The organism is Dactylosporangium sp. NPDC005572 (genome assembly GCF_040605515.1).
Lineage (GTDB): Bacteria > Actinomycetota > Actinomycetes > Mycobacteriales > Micromonosporaceae > Dactylosporangium.
Window position 1 is genome coordinate 73,773 of record NZ_JBEXCY010000022.1, and the last position, 16,938, is coordinate 90,710.

The 16,938-nt window shown below is 71.4% G+C and carries 15 protein-coding genes and 1 pseudogene; 8 read left to right on the forward strand and 8 right to left on the reverse strand.

The genetic code is table 11. The annotated features are described in order from the left end of the window. Position 1 precedes the first annotated feature (1 nt). Positions 2-595, forward strand: a complete 594-nt coding sequence (gene recR, locus ABZS66_RS14290; protein WP_354757555.1) for a recombination mediator RecR — start codon at positions 2-4, stop codon at positions 593-595. 6 nt (positions 596-601) lie between these two features. Here recR and ABZS66_RS14295 read toward each other — a convergent pair. The 5 genes and pseudogenes from ABZS66_RS14295 to ABZS66_RS14315 all read right to left on the reverse strand — a co-directional run. Then, positions 602-835, reverse strand: a pseudogene (locus ABZS66_RS14295) (hypothetical protein); the annotation flags it as partial. 202 nt (positions 836-1,037) lie between these two features. After that, positions 1,038-1,214 carry a hypothetical protein gene (locus ABZS66_RS14300; RefSeq protein WP_354757582.1) on the reverse strand — a complete coding sequence of 59 codons (177 nt, stop codon included), beginning with the start codon at positions 1,212-1,214 and terminating at the stop codon, positions 1,038-1,040. 14 nt (positions 1,215-1,228) lie between these two features. Then, complete coding sequence (locus ABZS66_RS14305; protein ID WP_354757556.1) at positions 1,229-1,933, reverse strand: HNH endonuclease family protein; 705 nt, start codon at positions 1,931-1,933, stop codon at positions 1,229-1,231. Between the two features lie 110 nt (positions 1,934-2,043). Then, positions 2,044-3,750: a 2-isopropylmalate synthase gene (leuA, locus tag ABZS66_RS14310; protein WP_354757557.1), complete on the reverse strand. Its 1,707-nt coding sequence runs from the start codon at positions 3,748-3,750 to the stop codon at positions 2,044-2,046. A 148-nt stretch (positions 3,751-3,898) separates the two neighbouring features. Then, the gene (locus ABZS66_RS14315) at positions 3,899-4,714 is read right to left on the reverse strand and encodes a hypothetical protein (RefSeq protein WP_354757558.1); all 816 of its coding nucleotides are present in this window, start codon (positions 4,712-4,714) and stop codon (positions 3,899-3,901) included. 124 nt (positions 4,715-4,838) lie between these two features. Here ABZS66_RS14315 and ABZS66_RS14320 point away from each other — a divergent pair, with 124 nt between their 5' ends. The 4 genes from ABZS66_RS14320 (at position 4,839) to ABZS66_RS14335 (ending at position 9,344) form a co-directional block, all read left to right on the forward strand. Further along, positions 4,839-6,104: an aspartate kinase gene (locus ABZS66_RS14320; RefSeq protein WP_354757559.1), complete on the forward strand. Its 1,266-nt coding sequence runs from the start codon at positions 4,839-4,841 to the stop codon at positions 6,102-6,104. 11 nt (positions 6,105-6,115) lie between these two features. After that, positions 6,116-7,174: an aspartate-semialdehyde dehydrogenase gene (locus ABZS66_RS14325; RefSeq protein ID WP_354757560.1), complete on the forward strand. Its 1,059-nt coding sequence runs from the start codon at positions 6,116-6,118 to the stop codon at positions 7,172-7,174. A gap of 105 nt (positions 7,175-7,279) precedes the next feature. Beyond that, entirely contained in the window at positions 7,280-8,785 is a 1,506-nt protein-coding gene (locus ABZS66_RS14330) for an MFS transporter (RefSeq protein ID WP_354757561.1), read from the forward strand. Then, complete coding sequence (locus ABZS66_RS14335; protein ID WP_354757562.1) at positions 8,763-9,344, forward strand: TetR family transcriptional regulator; 582 nt, start codon at positions 8,763-8,765, stop codon at positions 9,342-9,344. Before ABZS66_RS14330 ends, ABZS66_RS14335 begins: the two co-directional genes overlap by 23 nt. Positions 9,345-9,353: 9 nt before the next feature. Here the strand turns inward: ABZS66_RS14335 and ABZS66_RS14340 are convergent, their stop codons facing one another. Continuing rightward, positions 9,354-11,006, reverse strand: a complete 1,653-nt coding sequence (locus ABZS66_RS14340; RefSeq protein ID WP_354757563.1) for a DNA repair helicase XPB — start codon at positions 11,004-11,006, stop codon at positions 9,354-9,356. Between the two features lie 241 nt (positions 11,007-11,247). On the opposite strand from ABZS66_RS14340, the gene ABZS66_RS14345 reads away from it, so the two are divergent. After that, complete coding sequence (locus ABZS66_RS14345; protein WP_354757564.1) at positions 11,248-11,442, forward strand: hypothetical protein; 195 nt, start codon at positions 11,248-11,250, stop codon at positions 11,440-11,442. Here the strand turns inward: ABZS66_RS14345 and ABZS66_RS14350 are convergent, their stop codons facing one another. Further along, entirely contained in the window at positions 11,443-13,806 is a 2,364-nt protein-coding gene (locus tag ABZS66_RS14350; RefSeq protein ID WP_354757565.1) for a helicase-associated domain-containing protein, read from the reverse strand. It lies immediately after the preceding gene. Positions 13,807-13,889: 83 nt separating this feature from the next. Continuing rightward, positions 13,890-15,506 (reverse strand): glycosyl hydrolase family 18 protein, encoded by a 1,617-nt coding sequence (locus ABZS66_RS14355; RefSeq protein WP_354757566.1) that lies wholly within the window; start codon positions 15,504-15,506, stop codon positions 13,890-13,892. Between the two features lie 135 nt (positions 15,507-15,641). Here ABZS66_RS14355 and ABZS66_RS14360 point away from each other — a divergent pair, with 135 nt between their 5' ends. Then, the gene (locus ABZS66_RS14360) at positions 15,642-16,280 is read left to right on the forward strand and encodes a haloacid dehalogenase-like hydrolase (RefSeq protein WP_354757579.1); all 639 of its coding nucleotides are present in this window, start codon (positions 15,642-15,644) and stop codon (positions 16,278-16,280) included. A 65-nt stretch (positions 16,281-16,345) separates the two neighbouring features. Next, a complete protein-coding gene (locus tag ABZS66_RS14365; RefSeq protein ID WP_354757567.1) occupies positions 16,346-16,744 on the forward strand; it encodes a cold-shock protein in 399 nt (132 codons plus the stop codon). Positions 16,745-16,938: the final 194 nt, after the last annotated feature.

The window sequence follows — 16,938 nt, forward strand, 5'->3', positions numbered from 1 at the left end:
CGTGTACGAAGGCGCCATCCAGGACCTGATCGACGAGCTCGGCCGGCTGCCGGGGGTCGGGCCGAAGAGCGCGCAGCGCATCGCGTTCCACGTGCTCTCGGCCGACCCTGCCGACGTCAAGCGGCTCGCCCAGGCGCTGCAGCGGGTGAAGGAGCTCGTGCGGTTCTGCACCCGCTGCTACAACGTGGCCGAGGCCGAGCTCTGCCGGATCTGCCGCGACCCGCGCCGCAGCGACGAGGTGTTCTGCGTCGTCGAGGAGCCGAAGGACGTCGTGGCGATCGAGCGCACGGGGGAGTTCCGCGGGCGGTATCACGTGCTCGGCGGCGCCATCAACCCGCTGGAGGGCGTCGGCCCCGACAACCTGCGCATCCGTGAGCTGATGGTCCGGCTCGCCGACGGCACCTGCAAGGAGCTCATCCTCGCCACCGATCCGAACACCGAGGGCGAGGCCACCGCCACGTACCTCGCCCTGCTCGTCAAGCCGATGGGCCTCAACGTCACCCGGCTCGCGAGCGGCCTGCCGGTGGGCGGCGACCTGGAGTACGCCGACGAGATCACCCTGGGCCGCGCCTTCGAGGGCCGCCGAGCGATCTAGGGCCTATCAGCCCTCGGGGCGGTTCAGGATCCCGGCGACGACGGCGTGGATCGCGGCCGCGTCGGCGGGGTCGCGCACCTGCGCCCGGCCGCCCGTCACCACATACCACTCGTCGGCCTCCTTGTACTGCACCCGCACCACGACCGCGCCGCCGGCGTCGACCTCGGTGCGCAGCGTGAGCTCGCCGGTGATGACGCCGACCTCGTCGGTCATCACACCGCCGGGTCCGGCCATGATGTCCGTGACCAGGGGCGCCGGAGGAGGAGTGGGCGCGGAGGGAGCGGGGGGAGGAGTGGGCGCGGGAGACGCGGCCGGCGTCGACGCGCCAGCCGCGGAGGCCGCGGCCGACCCGGACTCGGCTGGCGGCGGAGCGGCCGAAGCCGACGGCCCAGCCGCGGAAGGCCCGCCCGACGCTGACGCACCAGCCGCGCCCGATCCGGACTCAGCCGGCGGCGGAGCGGCCGAAGCCGACGCGGAAGGCCCGCCCGACGCTGACGCGCCAGCCGCGGAGGGCCCGGTCGAGGCCGACGACCCGGCCGTAGGAGGAGCGGCCGAAGCCGACGCCGGAGCCGATGCCTGTCCCGGTGCTGCGTCTGCCATCTCGGCCGCCCCTTCCCAAGAAACGAGTACCTGCTACTTACACGTTGCCAGCATGTCCGTAAGTGCGCTCTTCTCCGCCTGAGTCACCGTCAACTTGTAGTACGCCTTCACGGTGATCCAGCTCTGCGCGTACGTGCACCAGTACGCCTTGTTCGGCGGCTTCCACGTCGACGGGTCCTGGTCACCCTTCGAGCGGTTGGTCTGCAGGCTGACCGCGATCAGCTGCGGCCGGGTCATGTCGTTGGCGAACTGCTTGCGCTGCTCGTCGGTCCACTTGCTGGCCCCCGACCGCCAGCCCGCCGCGAGCGGCACCATGTGGTCGATGTCGAGGTCCTGCGGGTCGGTGAGGTCCTTGTCGTCGTAGAAGCTGTGCCAGGTGCCGGACGTGATCTTGCAGTCGGCCCCGACCTTGACGTTCTTGCCTTCGCGCTTCAGGACGGCCTCACGGGTGTCGCAGCCCTCGCCCTGGCTGATCCAGTGCGTGAATTTGTCGCGGGTGTAGCCCGCCATGGACCCGGCCGCGGCGACCGTGAGCGAGTCCAGCGCACCGGCGGCGTTGCCGCCGGTGCCGCCGCCACCGCCGGCGGACGTGGGAGCGCCGGCCGACCCGGTCGCCGTCCCGGTCGTCGGCCCGGCGGCCTCGGGTGTGGAGGAAACATCGCAGCTTCCGGCGCTGATCAGCACCGATGCCAGGGCGATGGCGATGATGACGGCTTTGCCGTTGGTGAGGGGGCGCACGCCCCTACTCTGCGGCATCGACGCATGCACCGCTGGGAACGCCACGGCGAGATTCCCGACACTAAGGGCCGGCCTCCCTCGTACAGAAGGGAAGCCGGCCCCGGAAAAACCTATGCGCGGTTCGCCGCGCTCAGCACCGCCCGCAGCGACGCGGTCACGATGTTGGCGTCGATGCCGACGCCCCAGTAGGTGTGGCCGTCGACCGAGCACTCGACGTAGGCCGCCGCCTGGGCGCTCTCGCCCGCGGTCAGCGCGTGCTCGGCGTAGTCCAGGACCCGCACGTCGACGCCGACGTCACCCATCGCGTGGACGAAGGCGTCGATCGGGCCGTTGCCGGTGGCGGAGACCTTGTGGACGGTGCCGTCGACCTTGACGTCGGCGCTCAGCGTGACCTTGCCGTCGTGGGTCGCCGCCTCGTACCCCTCCAGCGTGAACCGCCGGTTCGAGAAGTACTCGCCGGCGAAGAAGCTCCACATCGCCTGCGGGCTGACCTCGCCGCCCTCGTCGTCGGTGTGCCGCTGCACGACGCCGGAGAACTCGATCTGCAGGCGGCGCGGCAGGTCGAGGTGGTGCTCGGACTTCATCACGTAGGCGACGCCGCCCTTGCCGGACTGCGAGTTCACGCGGATGACCGCCTCGTAGGAGCGGCCCAGGTCCTTCGGGTCGACCGGCAGGTAGGGCACGCCCCAGGTGAACTGGTCGACCGGGACGCCGGCCTTCTCCGCGTCGCGGTTGAGCGCCTCGAAGCCCTTCTTGATGGCGTCCTGGTGGGAGCCGGAGAAGGCGGTGTACACCAGGTCGCCGGCATACGGGTGGCGCTCGTGGACCGGCAGCTGGTTGCAGTACTCGACGGTGCGCTTGATCTCGTCGATGTCGGAGAAGTCGACCTGCGGGTCGACGCCCTGCGAGAACAGGTTCAGGCCCAGGGTCACCAGGTCGACGTTGCCGGTGCGCTCGCCGTTGCCGAAGAGGCACCCCTCGACGCGGTCCGCGCCGGCCATCAGGCCCAGCTCGGCGGCGGCGACCGCGGTGCCACGGTCGTTGTGCGGGTGCAGGGACAGCACGACCGACTCGCGGCGGGGCAGGTTGCGCGACATCCACTCGATGGAGTCCGCGTAGACGTTGGGCGAGGCCATCTCGACCGTCGCCGGCAGGTTGACGATCAGCGGCCGGTCCGGCGTCGGCTGCAGCACCTCGATGACCGCGCTGCAGACCTCCAGCGCATAGTCCAGCTCGGTGCCGGTGTACGACTCCGGGGAGTACTCGTAGTAGATCTCGGTGTCGGGCGTGATCGCCTCGGCGTACTTCTGGCAGAGCCGCGCCCCGGTGGTGGCGATGTCGGTGATGCCGGCCCGGTCCAGGCCGAACACCACGCGCCGCTGCAGCGTCGAGGTCGAGTTGTAGAAGTGGACGATCGCCCGGCGGGCGCCGCGCAGCGACTCGAAGGTGCGCTCGATCAGGTTGTCCCGGCACTGGGTCAGCACCTGGATCGTGACGTCCTCGGGAATGAGGTCCTGCTCGATCAGCGTGCGGACGAAGTCGAAGTCGGTCTGCGAGGCGGCCGGGAAACCTACCTCGATCTCCTTGTAACCCATCCGGACCAGCAGGTTGAACATCCGGCGCTTGCGCTCGACGGACATCGGGTCGATCAGCGCCTGGTTGCCGTCCCGCAGGTCGACCGCGCACCAGCGGGGTGCGGCGGTGATCTCCCGGCCCGGCCATTGCCGGTCGGTCAGCGGGATCGGGAACTGTTCGGAGAAGGGCCGGTAGCGGTGAATGGGCATGCGGCTGGCGGACTGGCGCGCGATATCGGACATGATCAAAAGCTCCTGGGAAGTGGTCGCGAGGGAAACGTCAGGACCAGAGACCGGCAGGAGCGCAGGCGCGCATCAACCCCGCGACGAGGTGCCGGCCCGGAGAGCCTCGTCGCGGCGGCGAAGAAGAAGCGCCTGCCACATGTCAGGGTCAGGCTACGCCTTTGGACGGGCTCGGCGAAACCGATCTCGGTACTTGGGAGCCGGACGGCTTCGGCGAGGCCGGCGGCGGGGCGGTCGTGGCGAGCGGCGCGCCGTCGACCACCGGGCCTGGCAGCGAGATCGTGGACGGCGCCGCGATGACGTCGCCGGTGAGCGTCAGCTGGCCGAACGGCAGCCGGGCGGCGGTCAGGATGCCGCTGTCGTTGTAGCAGAACACGCCGGGGTCGATCGGCGGCTGGACGGCGGTCACGCCCGGCTCGACCGCGAAGCACGGCGCCGACGTGCCGGCGAGCGGGTCGGCGGGCGCCACGGACAGCGGGACCTGCCGGTCCAGCAGCACGTCGAGCCAGGCGACGAAGACGTACTGCACGCGCGGGTCGACGGCCGGCGGAAGCTTCTTGCCGGCGGCCGCGACCTTGACGCAGCCGGCCGACGGGTTGATCGGGCACTGGTACTGGCCCTCGGGGCGGCTGGCGATGGCGACGTCCGCAGTACCGCCGAGGGCTCCACCCTGCACGTCGACCCGCCAGGTCCGGTCGGTCGCGACGGAGACCAGGATCGACCGGGGGCTCTTGCCCTGCGCGGTCAGCGTGTACGCCGCGATGTACCGCTGGTCCTTTGCGACCGCCACCCGGGCTGCGAGCATGCCCCGCGGGTCGGGCTGGGCCGGCGCCGCCTCCGAGCTGACCCCGGTGACCGGCGCGCCGGACGGGCCGCAGCCGGCCAGCAGCCCGCCGGCGATCACGGCCAGAGCCGTGCCGGCGGTCACAGTGATCGCGGTAACCCCGACCCGACGCAAGCGCACCCACGTATTCTCGCCCGGCGGGTGGTCGGATCGTGGAACGCCACTCCCGACGGATACTCGCCGCCGGTACGCTCGGCTGCGACGACCTGCCCGTACAGGCGATTCCCGGAAGGAGCTCGACGGCGTGGCGCTGATCGTGCAGAAGTATGGCGGGTCCTCCGTCGCCAACGCCGAGCGCATCAAGCGCGTCGCCGAGCGCATCGTCGACACGCGCAAGGCCGGCAACGAGGTCGTCGTCGTGGTCTCCGCCATGGGCGACACCACCGACGAGCTCCTCGACCTCGCGTCGCAGGTGAGCCCGGTCCCGGCCGGCCGCGAGCTGGACATGCTGCTCACCGCCGGTGAGCGGATCTCCATGGCGCTGCTGGCCATGGCGATCAACAACCTGGGCTACGAGGCCCGGTCGTACACGGGAAGCCAGGCCGGCGTGATCACCACGTCGACGCACGGACGGGCCCGGATCATCGACGTGACCCCCGGCCGCCTCCGCGGCGCGCTCGACGAGGGCGCGATCGCGATCGTCGCCGGCTTCCAGGGCGTCTCGCAGGACACCAAGGACATCACCACGCTCGGCCGGGGCGGCTCGGACACCACGGCCGTCGCGCTCGCCGCGGCGCTGCAGGCCGACGTGTGCGAGATCTACACCGACGTCGACGGCATCTTCACCGCCGACCCGCGGGTGGCGAAGAACGCGCGGCACATCAAGGAGATCACGTACGAGGAGATGCTCGAGCTCGCGGCGTGTGGCGCGAAGGTGCTGCACCTGCGCAGCGTGGAGTACGCGCGGCGGTTCTCGCTGCCGATCCACGTCCGTTCCTCGTACTCAACGGCCAACGGCACCATGGTCACCGGATCGATGGAGGACCTTTCCGTGGAGCAAGCGCTCATCACCGGCGTCGCGCACGACCGCAGCGAAGCGAAGATCACGATCGTCGGCGTGCCCGACCAGCCGGGCGTCGCCGCGCGGATCTTCCAGACGGTCGCCGCCGCGGAGACCAACATCGACATGATCGTCCAGAACGTGTCGACCGAGAGCACCGGCCGTACGGACATCTCCTTCACCCTGCCGAAGACCGACGGCGCGACCGCCAAGGCCGCCCTGGAGCGGATCAAGTCGAGCGTCGACTACAAGGCCGTGCTGTTCGACGACCACATCGGCAAGGTCTCGCTCATCGGCGCCGGCATGCGCTCGAACCCGGGCGTCGCGGCCAAGCTCTTCGCCGCGCTCGCCGAGGCCGGCGTCAACATCGAGATGATCTCCACCTCGGAGATCCGGGTGTCCGTGGTCTGCCGCGACACCGACCTCGACGTCGCCGTCCGGGCCATCCACGACGCGTTCGAACTGGGCGGCGACGAGGAAGCGGTGGTCTACGCGGGGACCGGGCGATAGGTTCCTACATCATGGGCGAGTTGCCGAGTCTGGCCGTCGTCGGTGCGACCGGAGCCGTCGGCTCCGTCATGTGTGAGCTCCTGTCGTCCCGCAAGAACGTCTGGGGCGAGATCCGTCTGGTCGCGTCGAAGCGCTCGGCCGGCCGCACGCTGCTCGTGCGCGGCGAGGAGACCGTCGTCCACGAGCTGGCGCCGGAGGTCTTCGACGGCGTCGACGTGGCGATGTTCGACGTTCCGGACGAGGTCGCCGGGGAGTGGGCGCCGATCGCCGTGTCCCGCGGGGCGATCGCCGTCGACAACTCGGCGGCGTTCCGGATGGATCCCGATGTACCGCTGGTGGTGCCCGAGATCAACCCGGAGCAGGTGCGCAACCGCCCCAGGGGCATCATCGCCAACGCCAACTGCACGACGCTGACGATGATCGTGGCGCTCGCGCCGCTGCACCGCGAGTACGGGCTGAAGGAGCTCGTCCTGGCCTCGTACCAGGCGGTCTCCGGTGCCGGCAAGGACGGCGTCGACACGCTGCACGACCAGCTGAAGCGGGTCGGCGGCGACCGCACCCTGGGCTCCCGCTCGGGCAACGTCCGGCAGGCGGTCGGCGACGACCTCGGCCCGTTCCCGGCCCCGCTCGCGCTCAACGTGGTGCCGTGGGCCGGCTCGCTCCGCGACGGCGGCTGGTCGTCGGAGGAGCTGAAGCTGCGCAACGAGTCGCGCAAGATCCTCGGCCTGCCCGACCTCAAGGTCTCCGCGACCTGCGTCCGCGTCCCGGTCGTCACCGGCCACTCGGTCGCCGTGCACGCCGTCTTCGGCTCCGAGGTCGACGCCGAGGGCGCCCGCGAGGTGCTCCGCCACGCGCCGGGCGTGATCCTCGTCGACGACCCGGGCGCGGGGGAGTTCCCGATGCCGATCGACGCGGTCGGCACCGACCCGTCGTGGGTGGGCCGCATCCGCCGGTCGGTCGACGACCCGCGGGCGCTCGACCTCTTCGTCACCGGCGACAACCTGCGCAAGGGCGCCGCCCTGAACACCGCGCAGATCGCCGAGCTGCTGTCCAAGGAGCTGCGGGGCTGACCCGTTCCGAGCCGTCGACACCCCCGGGAGCCGTCCCGGGGGTGTTCTTTTTGTGATGACGGTCTCGATTGACAGTACGACTCAAGTGACAGTTACTCTCAAATCATGGCTGCTGTCAGTTCGAGCCCCCGCCGCTGGTGGGCACTCGTCGCCATCGTGCTGACGACCCTCACGCTCGGCTTCGACACCACGATCCTCAACGTCGCGCTGCCCACGCTCGCGACCTCCCTCGACGCCGGCAACGCCGAGCTGCAATGGCTCGTCGACGCCTACGTCCTCGTCTTCGCCGGGCTGCTGCTGCCGATGGGCGCGCTCGGCGACCGCTACGGCCGCAAGCGCCTGCTGCTCATCGGCCTCACCCTGTTCGCGGCCGCGTCGCTCGCGGCCGTCTTCGCCGGCAACGCCGGTCAGGTCATCGCCGCCCGGGCCGTGATGGGCGTCGGCGGCGCCATCCTGACCCCGGTCACGATGGCGATCATCCCCGTCATGTTCGACCCGGACGAGCGCCGCAAAGCCATCGCCGCGCTCACCATGGGCATGGGCGTCGGGCTCCCGCTCGGGCCGATCATCGGCGGCTACCTGCTGGAGCACTTCTGGTGGGGCTCGATCTTCGTGATCAACGTGCCGGTCGCCGCGCTGGCCATCGCCGCCGTCGCCCTGCTGGTGCCGGAGTCCCGCTCGAGCCGGCCGAAGCCGGTCGACCTGGCCGGCGCGGTCCTGTCGACGATCGGTCTGGTGCTCCTGGTGTACGGCGTGATCGAGGCACCGGCCCGTGGATGGACCGACGGCTGGGTCGTGGGCGGGATCGTCGGGGGACTCGTCCTCCTGGTGGCGTTCGTGCTGTTCGAGCGGCGCCTCGCGAGCCCGATGATCGACCTGGGCCTGTTCCGCAAGGCGCGGTTCGCCTGGGGTACCGCCGCGGGGACCCTGGCCTCGTTCGCGCTCTTCGGCGTGCTGTTCATCCTGCCGCAGTTCCTGCAGGCGGTCCTCGGCCACGACGCCCTCGGGGTCGGCCTGCGGCTCCTGCCGCTGGTCGCCGGCCTGTTCGTCGGCGCTCCGCTCGGCGCCCGCGTCGCCGGCCTGGTCCCGACCCGGGTCCCGGTCGCGCTCGGCCTGTTCGTCGCCGCCGTGGGCCTGGCGCTGGGCGCGCTGACCGGCACCGGGTCCGGCTACGGCTTCGTGGCCACCTGGCTCGCCGTCAGCGGCGCGGGCATCGGCCTCGCCCTCGCACCCGCGATGGACGCCGTGATGGGCGAGCTGCCGCGGGACGAGGCCGGGTCCGGTACGGCGATCACGATGACGCTCCGCCAGGTCGGCGGCGCGCTCGGCGTCGCCGTCCTCGGCAGCCTGGCCTCGGGCGTGTACCGCTCCTCGGTGCCGGACGCCGGCCGCGACTCGGTCAGCGCGGCGGTCGCGATCGCGGCCCGCACCGGCGACCAGGCCCTGGCCGTCGCCGCCCGCACCGCGTTCATGGACGCGATGAGCGCGGTCCTGCTGGTCTGTGCCGGTATCGCCCTGCTCGGCTCGCTGCTCGTGGCGTTGCTGCTGCCCGGTGCGAACCCGGCGACGAGTGCGGAACAATCGGTGGATGAGCTCACCCGGGTTGCGTGAACGCAAGAAGCAGAAGACCCGCTGGGCGATTCAGGAGCACGCGGTGCGCCTGTTCGCCCAGCAGGGCTATGACGCGACCACGGTGGAGCAGATCGCGGAGGCGGCCGAGATCTCCCCGAGCACGTTCTTCCGCTACTTCAAGACCAAGGAAGACGTCGTCATCCAGGACCGCTACGACGACATGATGATCGAGGCCATCCGCGCCGCCCCGCCGGAGCTCACCCCGCTGGAGGTCGTCCGCACGGCCATCGTCGACTCGTTTGCCCAGATCAGCGGCGACGAGCTGCAGCAGGCGCTGGACCGGGCCAAGCTGTCCCTGTCGGTCCCGGCCCTGCGGATGCGCTCGCTGGACAACATGCAGTCCTCGATCCGCCTGCTGGCCGCCCCGCTGGCCGAGCGCCTGGGCCGCCCGCCGGACGACTTCCGCTCGGTGGCCTTCGTGGGCGCCTGCGTGGGCGCCATGGTCAACGCCCTCATGGCCTGGGTGGAGTCCGACGGCGACGGCGACGCGCTGCGACTGATCGAGGAGGCCCTCTCGGTGGTCGCAGAGGGCCCCTGACGGCTCGGCCTAGTCGGTCACCTGGCGCAGGACGTCGTCGGCGTCGGTGATCGTGTAGGCATAGCCCTGCTCGGCCAGGAAGCGCTGGCGGTGGGCGGCATACTCGGTGTCGATCGTGTCGCGGGCCACCACCGTGTAGAAGTGGGCCTGGCGCTTGTCGGCCTTCGGGCGCAGGACCCGGCCCAGGCGCTGGGCCTCCTCCTGACGGGAGCCGAAGCTGCCCGAGACCTGGATGGCCACGGCCGCCTCCGGCAGGTCGATGGAGAAGTTGCCGACGCGGGAGATGACCAGGGTCTTCAGGGCGCCCGAGCGGAACTCGTCGAAGAGACGCTCGCGCTCCTTGTTGGTCGTCGCGCCCTGCACGATCGGCGCGTCGAGGAACTCCCCCAGGTGGTGGAGCTGGTCGATATACCCGCCGATGACCAGGATCTGCTCGCCCTTGTGCCGGTCGACCAGGGCGCGGACCACCGGGAGCTTCGTGCGGGCGGTGGCGGCCACGCGGTAGCGCTCCTCGGGCTCGGCCACCGCATACGCCATCCGCTCCGTCTCGGTGAGCGTCACGCGCACCTCGACGCACTCGGCCGGCGCGATCCAGCCCTGCGACTCGATGTCCTTCCAGGGCGCGTCGTAGCGCTTCGGGCCGATGAGCGAGAACACGTCGCCCTCGCGGCCGTCCTCGCGGACCAGGGTCGCGGTGAGGCCGAGGCGGCGGCGGGCCTGGAGGTCGGCGGTGAAGCGGAAGATGGGCGCGGGCAGCAGGTGGACCTCGTCGTAGACGATCAGGCCCCAGTCGCGGGCGCCGAACAGGTCCAGGTGCGGGAACACCCCGCCGCGGCGGGTGGTGAGCACCTGGTAGGTCGCGATGGTGACCGGGCGGATCTCCTTGCGCTCCCCGGAATACTCGCCGATCTCCTCCTCGGTGAGGCTCGTGCGGGCAATCAGCTCGCGCTTCCACTGCCGGCCGGCGACCGTGTTGGTCACCAGGATCAGCGTGGTGGCCTTCGCCTCGGCCATCGCGGCCGCGCCGACCAGCGTCTTGCCGGCGCCGCAGGGGAGCACGACGACGCCCGAGCCGCCGGCCCAGAACGAGTCGACCGCCTCGCGCTGGTAGGACCGCAGGGTCCAGCCGTCCTCGGCCAGGTCGATCGCGTGCGCCTCGCCGTCGACATAACCCGCGAGGTCCTCGGCCGGCCAGCCCAGCTTCAGCAGGGCCTGCTTCAGCCGGCCGCGCTCGGAGGCGTGCACGATCATCGTGTCGGAGTCGATGTGCGCGCCGAGCATGCCGGCCAGCTTCTTGCTCTTGGCCACCTCGACCAGCACGGCCCGGTCGAGCGCCCGCAGCACGAGCCCGTGGACGGGGTCGTTGAGCAACTGGAGCCGGCCGTAGCGGTCCATCGTCTCGGCGATGTCGACCAGCAGCGCGTGCGGCACCGGATAGCGCGAGAAGCGCAGCAGCGCGTCGACCACACCCTCCGCGTCGTGGCCGGCGGCGCGCGCGTTCCACAGGCCGAGCGGGGTCAGCCGATAGGTGTGGACGTGCTCGGGCGAGCGCTCCAGCTCGGCGAAGGGCGCGATCGCCATGCGGCACGCGAGCGCGTCAGGATGGTCGACCTCGAGCAGCAGGGTCTTGTCGGACTGGACGATCAATGGACCTTCTGGCACGGCAACCAGTGTCGCACGCACCCCCGACAGTTCCCATATATCGGGACGATGCAACCGGGACACCGGCGAGTTGCGTCTTCGGTATTGATGGTCGCAAGACCGGAAGCCGGACGTGCGCGTTCGGGCCGGCGGGACGCACACCGCCGGCCTATGCATCGGGGGCGGGCGCGTCGTCCGATCCGGCCCGTAGGAAGGTCGCGAGCGGCCACGTACGGACGTGGACGGCCGTAGACTGGCCAGCGTGGGTCCGCGCGTGACCTTGGCGTTCGGCGGGTTCGCCGCCCTCGCGGTGGCGATCGGCTGGTTCCTGCTGTCCTCGCAGGTCGCCCACACCGACGTCCAGACCGCCGTGAGCGAGTCCCTCGGCGCGATCCTCATCGCCATGATCGTCTTGTCGGTCATCGGCGCGATCCGCCGCAGCGGCACCGACGAGTGATCAGCCCTCTTCGGGCGCCGCCGCCGTGATGCGGTGCAGCGCGAAGGTGTGCAGCATCTCGGTCCGCTCGTCCTCCGCCCGCAGGTAGCCGGAGCCCATCGACACCGGCCGCACCAGGCGCGACGCCGTGGCACCGTGGGCGTCGATGTAGCCGACCCAGACCCGCGTCTTGTCGCGCAGGGCCTGCTGGAGCACCTCCAGTGCCTCCGTGTGGGAGGCGGTCGCCGCGCCGTTGGCGCGCACGGTCACCGGCGCGCGCCGGGCCACCCGGGCTGCCGCGTCGCCCCGGCGGATCTGCTCGATCACCCCGGCCAGCCGCGGGGTCGACAGTCGCACGCCGGCCGCCGGATCCTCGACGCCGCGGTACGCCCAGGTCGGCCGCGGCGGCCCCCGGCGCACCTTCGGCCGGGCGAGCACCGCCGCGCCCGTCGCGTCCTCCTGGATGGGCGGGTAGCCGGCCTCGCGCAGCGCCTCCAGCAGCCGCTGCGGGGTGTGCCGGCTGGTTAGCACGGTCGGCGCCAGGCGGCGCAGGTTGAGCGGCTGGAGCCGCCGGTCGGCGAGCACCTCGGCGATCAGCGACTCGTCGTCGCTGCGGACGTAGGAGTTGGCCGAGCCGACGCGCATCCCGCCGTGCTTGCGGGCCATGTCGTCGATGAGGTACGTCAGGGTCTGCGGCACCGGCGTGCGGGAGCGCCGCGCCAGCAGTGCGTGCAGGTCGCCGGCCGAGTAGCCGGCGTCCAGGCTGCGCCGCACGGTGTCGGGCGTGATCCGGTAGACGCTGGCCGACTCCTGCGTGCCCAGCAGCTCCAGCTCGGCGGCGAGCCCCGGCTCGGGTGGACCGGGCACGATGACCGAGAGGTCGGCCTGGAGGAGCACGTGGTCGACGGGCGCCGGCAGCAGCGTGTCGAGCAGCGCCGCCGAGCCGATGAGCGCCATCCCGTCGGGCGAGTTGAGGCCGAGCGGGTCGTCGGCGTCGACGGTGTCGCTGGCCAGCTCCTCCAGCACCAGCCGGGCGTAGCTGGTGAGCCCGTCGAAGCCGGTCAGCCCGACGAACGCGGCCTCGGCCAGGCTCGCCTCGACGCCCGCCGAGACGCCCCGGGTGATCCGCCGCGGCGCCCGCCAGGCGAGCACGTCGACGACCGCGGCCGGCGCGGCGGTCGCGCCCGGCGGCAGGTCGGCCAGGACCTGCAGGGCGGCGCGGCGCTGGGCCGGCGCCCCGGGCCGGGACAGCTCCGGCGCGAGCGCGTTGATCGGGCGGTCGCGGTCGTCGCGCTGCCCGACCAGCGACGGCGCCCGGGTCATGGTGAGCCAGGTGACCGCGAGCCGGTGCCAGCGGGCGGCGATGCCCATGGCCCGCCACGCGTCGTACGCGACCGTCGGCAGGAAGACGCTCTCCACCCGCTTGGTGTCGACGATCTCCTCGCCCAGCAGTCCGGCGGCGGTGACGATCTCCACCAGGAGCGCCGCGGACTGTTCGTCGACGCCCACCGTCTTGGCGTACCGCCGAAGCTCCCGGATCCCCAGTCCACCGGAGCGCAGCACGGCGGGAGGCTCGGCCCCGATCGTCTCGACCAGCGCCTCGGCGTTGCGGACGAGCTCCAGCACCTGGCCGGCGCCCGCGTGGTCGACCCGGGCGGGGTCACGCTGCGGGGCCTCCATCGGCGGCGGGTCGGGGTGCAGCTGGCCGAGCGGGCCGGCGTCGCGGCGCAGCACCAGGGAGATCTCGACCGGCAGCTCGACGGCGTCGCGGCCGACGGCGACCAGCAGGTGCCGGTCGACCAGCCAGCGCACCGGCGAGTCCGAGCCGGGCTCCAGGCTCGCCGGGGTCACGGTGCCGACCGGCGGGCCGGCGGCGAGGCGGTCGAGCACGGCGCGGGCCGCGGGCGGCGCGGCGAGCAGCGTCCGGCGCAGGCCGGCGGCGTCGCCGACCAGGGCGCCGGCCACGGGGTCGAGCTGCTCGGCCGGGCGCCCGAGGCCCAGGGGGTACGGCGAACACACCTCGTCGACGGCACCGACGATGCGCACCGCCTGGTCCGGCCCGAAGGCCACGGCGTAGGCGCGCAGCAGGTCGACGGCGGCACGGACCCGCGCGGCCTCGACCCCGGCCGGGGCGGTGAGGGCCAGGACGGCCTCCACCGAGCTGGTGTGGCCCACCCGGGTGTACCGCAGCGCGTCCAGGATCTCGAGGGTGAACGTGTCGAGCCCGTCGAGGGCCCGCGCGACGGCCACCCGGGACTGGGCCCGGTGCGCCAGCGCCGAGAAGTCGGACGGCGGCGGGATGACCAGATCGGGGCGCAGGCGGATGAGCCCCATCAGCCCGTCGTCGGGCAGGGCGCGTAAGTGGTCGGCAAGCGAACTCGTCATCTCGCCTCATACGCTAACCGGCCCGGCCGACGAATGAGGGCGGGCCTTGTCGAAGGCCCGCCCTCTCCGTGCTTGCCAGGGGGTTACGCGAGACCGTTCTTCACGGCCGTGATGAGCTCACCGTTGCTGGTGTCGCCGGAGAGCTCCCAGAAGAACGCACCGCCGAGGCCCTGCGTCTTCGCGTAGCTCATCTTGCCGGTGATCGTGCTCGGCGTGTCGTAGCTCCACCAGTTGCTGCCGCACTTGGCGTAGGCGGTGCCGCCGACGGTGCCGGTGCTCGGGCAGGTGTTCTTGAGCACCTTGTAGTCCTCGATGCCCTGCTCGTAGGTGCCGGGCGCCGCGCCGGTCGCGGTGCCGCCGGGGCCCGCCTGGGTCACGCCGGTCCAGCCGCGGCCGTAGAAGCCGACGCCGAGGAGCAGCTTGTTGGACGGGATGCCCTTGCTCTTGAGCTTCGCGATCGCGGCCTCCGAGCAGAAGCCGGCGGTCGGGATGCCCGAGTAGCAGCTCAGCGGCGAGTGCGGGGCGGTCGGGCCCTGCGCGTTGAAGGCGCCGAAGTAGTCGTACGTCATCGGCATGAACCAGTCGAGGTTGTTCATCGCGCCGGCGTAGTCGGCGACGTCGATCTTGCCACCGTTGCTGCCGTCGGCCGTGATGGCCGAGGTGACCAGCTTGCTGGAGCCGAACTTCGCCCGCAGGGCCGCGATCACGGACTTGTAGGCGTTCGGGCCGCTGGCGTCGCACTGCAGGCCACAGGCGTTCGGGTACTCCCAGTCGATGTCGATGCCGTCGAAGACACCGGCCCAGCGGGAGTCGTTGACCAGCGCGTAGCACGAGTCGGCGAACGCGGTCGGGTTGGCCGCGGCCTGGGTGAAGCCGGCGGACCAGGTCCAGCCGCCGAACGACCAGAGGACCTTCAGGTTGGGGTACTTCGCCTTGAGCTTCTTCAGCTGGTTGAAGCTGCCCCGCAGGGGCTGGTCCCAGGTGTCCGCGACGCCGTCGACCGAGTCGGCCGCCGTGTACGCCTTCTCGTAGTCCGCGTAGCTGTCACCGATGGAGCACCGGCCGCCGGTCGTGTTGCCGAACGCGTAGAGGATGTGCGTCAGCTTGGCCGCGGAGCCGCTCGTGTCGATGTTCTTCACGTGGTAGTTGCGGGCGTAGACGCCCCACTCCGCGAAGTAGCCCACGACCTTCTTCCCGCCGGGCGGGTTGCTGGTCGGCGGGTTGCTGGTCGGCGGGTTGCTCGTGGGCGGGTTGCTCGTGGGCGGGTTCGAGGTCGGGGGGTTGGTGGTCGGGGTACCGCCACTGCAGGAGACGCCATTGATCTTGCAGTTGATCGGCGGCTTCGCGCCGCTGCCGTTCATGCCCCAGCTGAAGCTGGCACCGGCCGCGAGCGTCGGGGCCCACGACTTGTTCTTCGCGACGTAGTGCTGGCCGGTGCGGACCACGTCCGCGTCCCAGAAGCTGGTGATCTGGCCGCCCGCAGGCAGGTCGAACTCGAGCGTCCACCCGTTGATCGTGCTCGCGGTGCCATTGGTGATCTTGTAGGTGGCGCCCCAGCCCGTGCCCCAGTCCTGGTCGACCGTGAACGTAGCGCTGAGGTTGCCGGCGGCGTTGGCGGTGGTGGTGACGATGGGCACGACGGCCGCTGCCACCGCCATTGCTGCGGCGACGATGAGGCCGTTGCGGACGGATCGTTTCATCGCGTCTCCTGGATGATCCTTTAGGAAACTTTCCTAAAAGTGTTCGTGACGCTAGTGGCCAGAGTCTCACTTCGTCAATACGTGACTCGCGGGTATTTCGATGGCGTACCCACTGTGACCTGGGCATCCTTAAAGGTGTCTCAACATCAGGTTGTCATTGGCTTTGACCTCGACATGACGCTTCTCGACACCCGGCCGGGCATCGCCGCGACCTGGCGGGCGCTCACCGTCCGTACCGGCGTACACGTCGACGCCGACCTCGCGGTGAGCCGGCTGGGCCCGCCGCTGCGGCAGGAGATGGCCGAGTGGTTCCCGCCCGAGCGGGTCGAGGAGGCCGTCGACGTATATCGTTCGCTCTATCCGACGCACGCCATTGCGCCTGCTCTAGCGCTGCCCGGCTCGCTGGAGGCGCTCGCCGCCGTGCGCGCGGCCGGTGGACGGATCGTGGTCATCACGTCGAAGCTCGGCCGCCTGGCGTCGCTTCATCTTGCGCATTTGGGCATTTCGGTCGACAAGGTTTATGGCGACGTATTCCACGCGGAAAAGGCGGCGGTGCTCACCGAGATCGGCGCTTCGCTGTACGTCGGGGACCACGTGGCCGACATGGAGGCGGGCGTTCTGGCCGGAGTTCCCGCCGTGGGGGTCACCTCCGGCCCCTGTTCGGCCGTCGAACTGCGGGCGGCCGGGGCGACCGAGGTGTTCGCCGACCTGCACCCGTTTCCGGCGCTTCTCCAACGCATGATCTCGGTTGGCCGTCCGGGAAGCGGTGACTAGCCTTGTTGTGCACATCCCGCGCTGTTGCGGCCGGGACGGTTCCGAGACTGGGGAGCAGGGGCAGCGTGCCGACGGGTCGAGTGAAGTGGTACGACCAGGAGAAGGGTTTCGGGTTCCTCACCAGCGACGACGGGGGAGACGTCTTCGTGCACAAGGCGGCGCTGCCGTCGGGCGTGGGTGAGCTCAAGACCGGCCAGCGGGTCGAGTTCGGGGTGGTCGAGAGCCGCAAGGGCAGCCAGGCGCTGCAGGTGAAGGTGCTCGACGCGCCGCCGTCGGTGACGGAGGCCCGCGCGGTGGCCAACCGGCGCCCGCCGGAGGAGCTGCACGGCCTGATCGAGGACATGATCCGCGTGCTGGAGGCGAAGATCCAGCCCGACCTGCAACGCGGCCGCTTCCCGGACCGCAAGACGTCCCGCACGGTCGCCGAGGCCGTCCACCTCGTCGCCCGGGAACTGGAAGTCTGATCCTGCTCTCGTAGGGGCCCCGCCGCGGCCAGCGGGGCCCTTTTGCATGCGCCGACGCCGACGCCGACCGCGTGCCGCACGCCGCCGTGCCGTGGCCGTCGCCGCGCTCATGGTCGTTGCCGTGGCCGCCCGCCGTGACCGCCCGCCGTGACCGCCCGCCGTGACCGCCCGCCGTGACCGCCCGCCGTGACCGC

What these genes read in the sequence shown, in the direction of transcription:
- ABZS66_RS14335 (WP_354757562.1), top strand. Translation starts at nt 8,763, where the DNA reads ATGAGCTCACCCGGGTTGCGTGAACGCAAGAAGCAGAAGACCCGCTGG.
- ABZS66_RS14350 (WP_354757565.1), bottom strand. Translation starts at nt 13,806, where the DNA reads ATGACGAGTTCGCTTGCCGACCACTTACGCGCCCTGCCCGACGACGGG.
- leuA (WP_354757557.1), bottom strand. Translation starts at nt 3,750, where the DNA reads ATGTCCGATATCGCGCGCCAGTCCGCCAGCCGCATGCCCATTCACCGC.
- ABZS66_RS14330 (WP_354757561.1), top strand. Translation starts at nt 7,280, where the DNA reads ATGGCTGCTGTCAGTTCGAGCCCCCGCCGCTGGTGGGCACTCGTCGCC.
- ABZS66_RS14355 (WP_354757566.1), bottom strand. Translation starts at nt 15,506, where the DNA reads ATGAAACGATCCGTCCGCAACGGCCTCATCGTCGCCGCAGCAATGGCG.
- ABZS66_RS14325 (WP_354757560.1), top strand. Translation starts at nt 6,116, where the DNA reads ATGGGCGAGTTGCCGAGTCTGGCCGTCGTCGGTGCGACCGGAGCCGTC.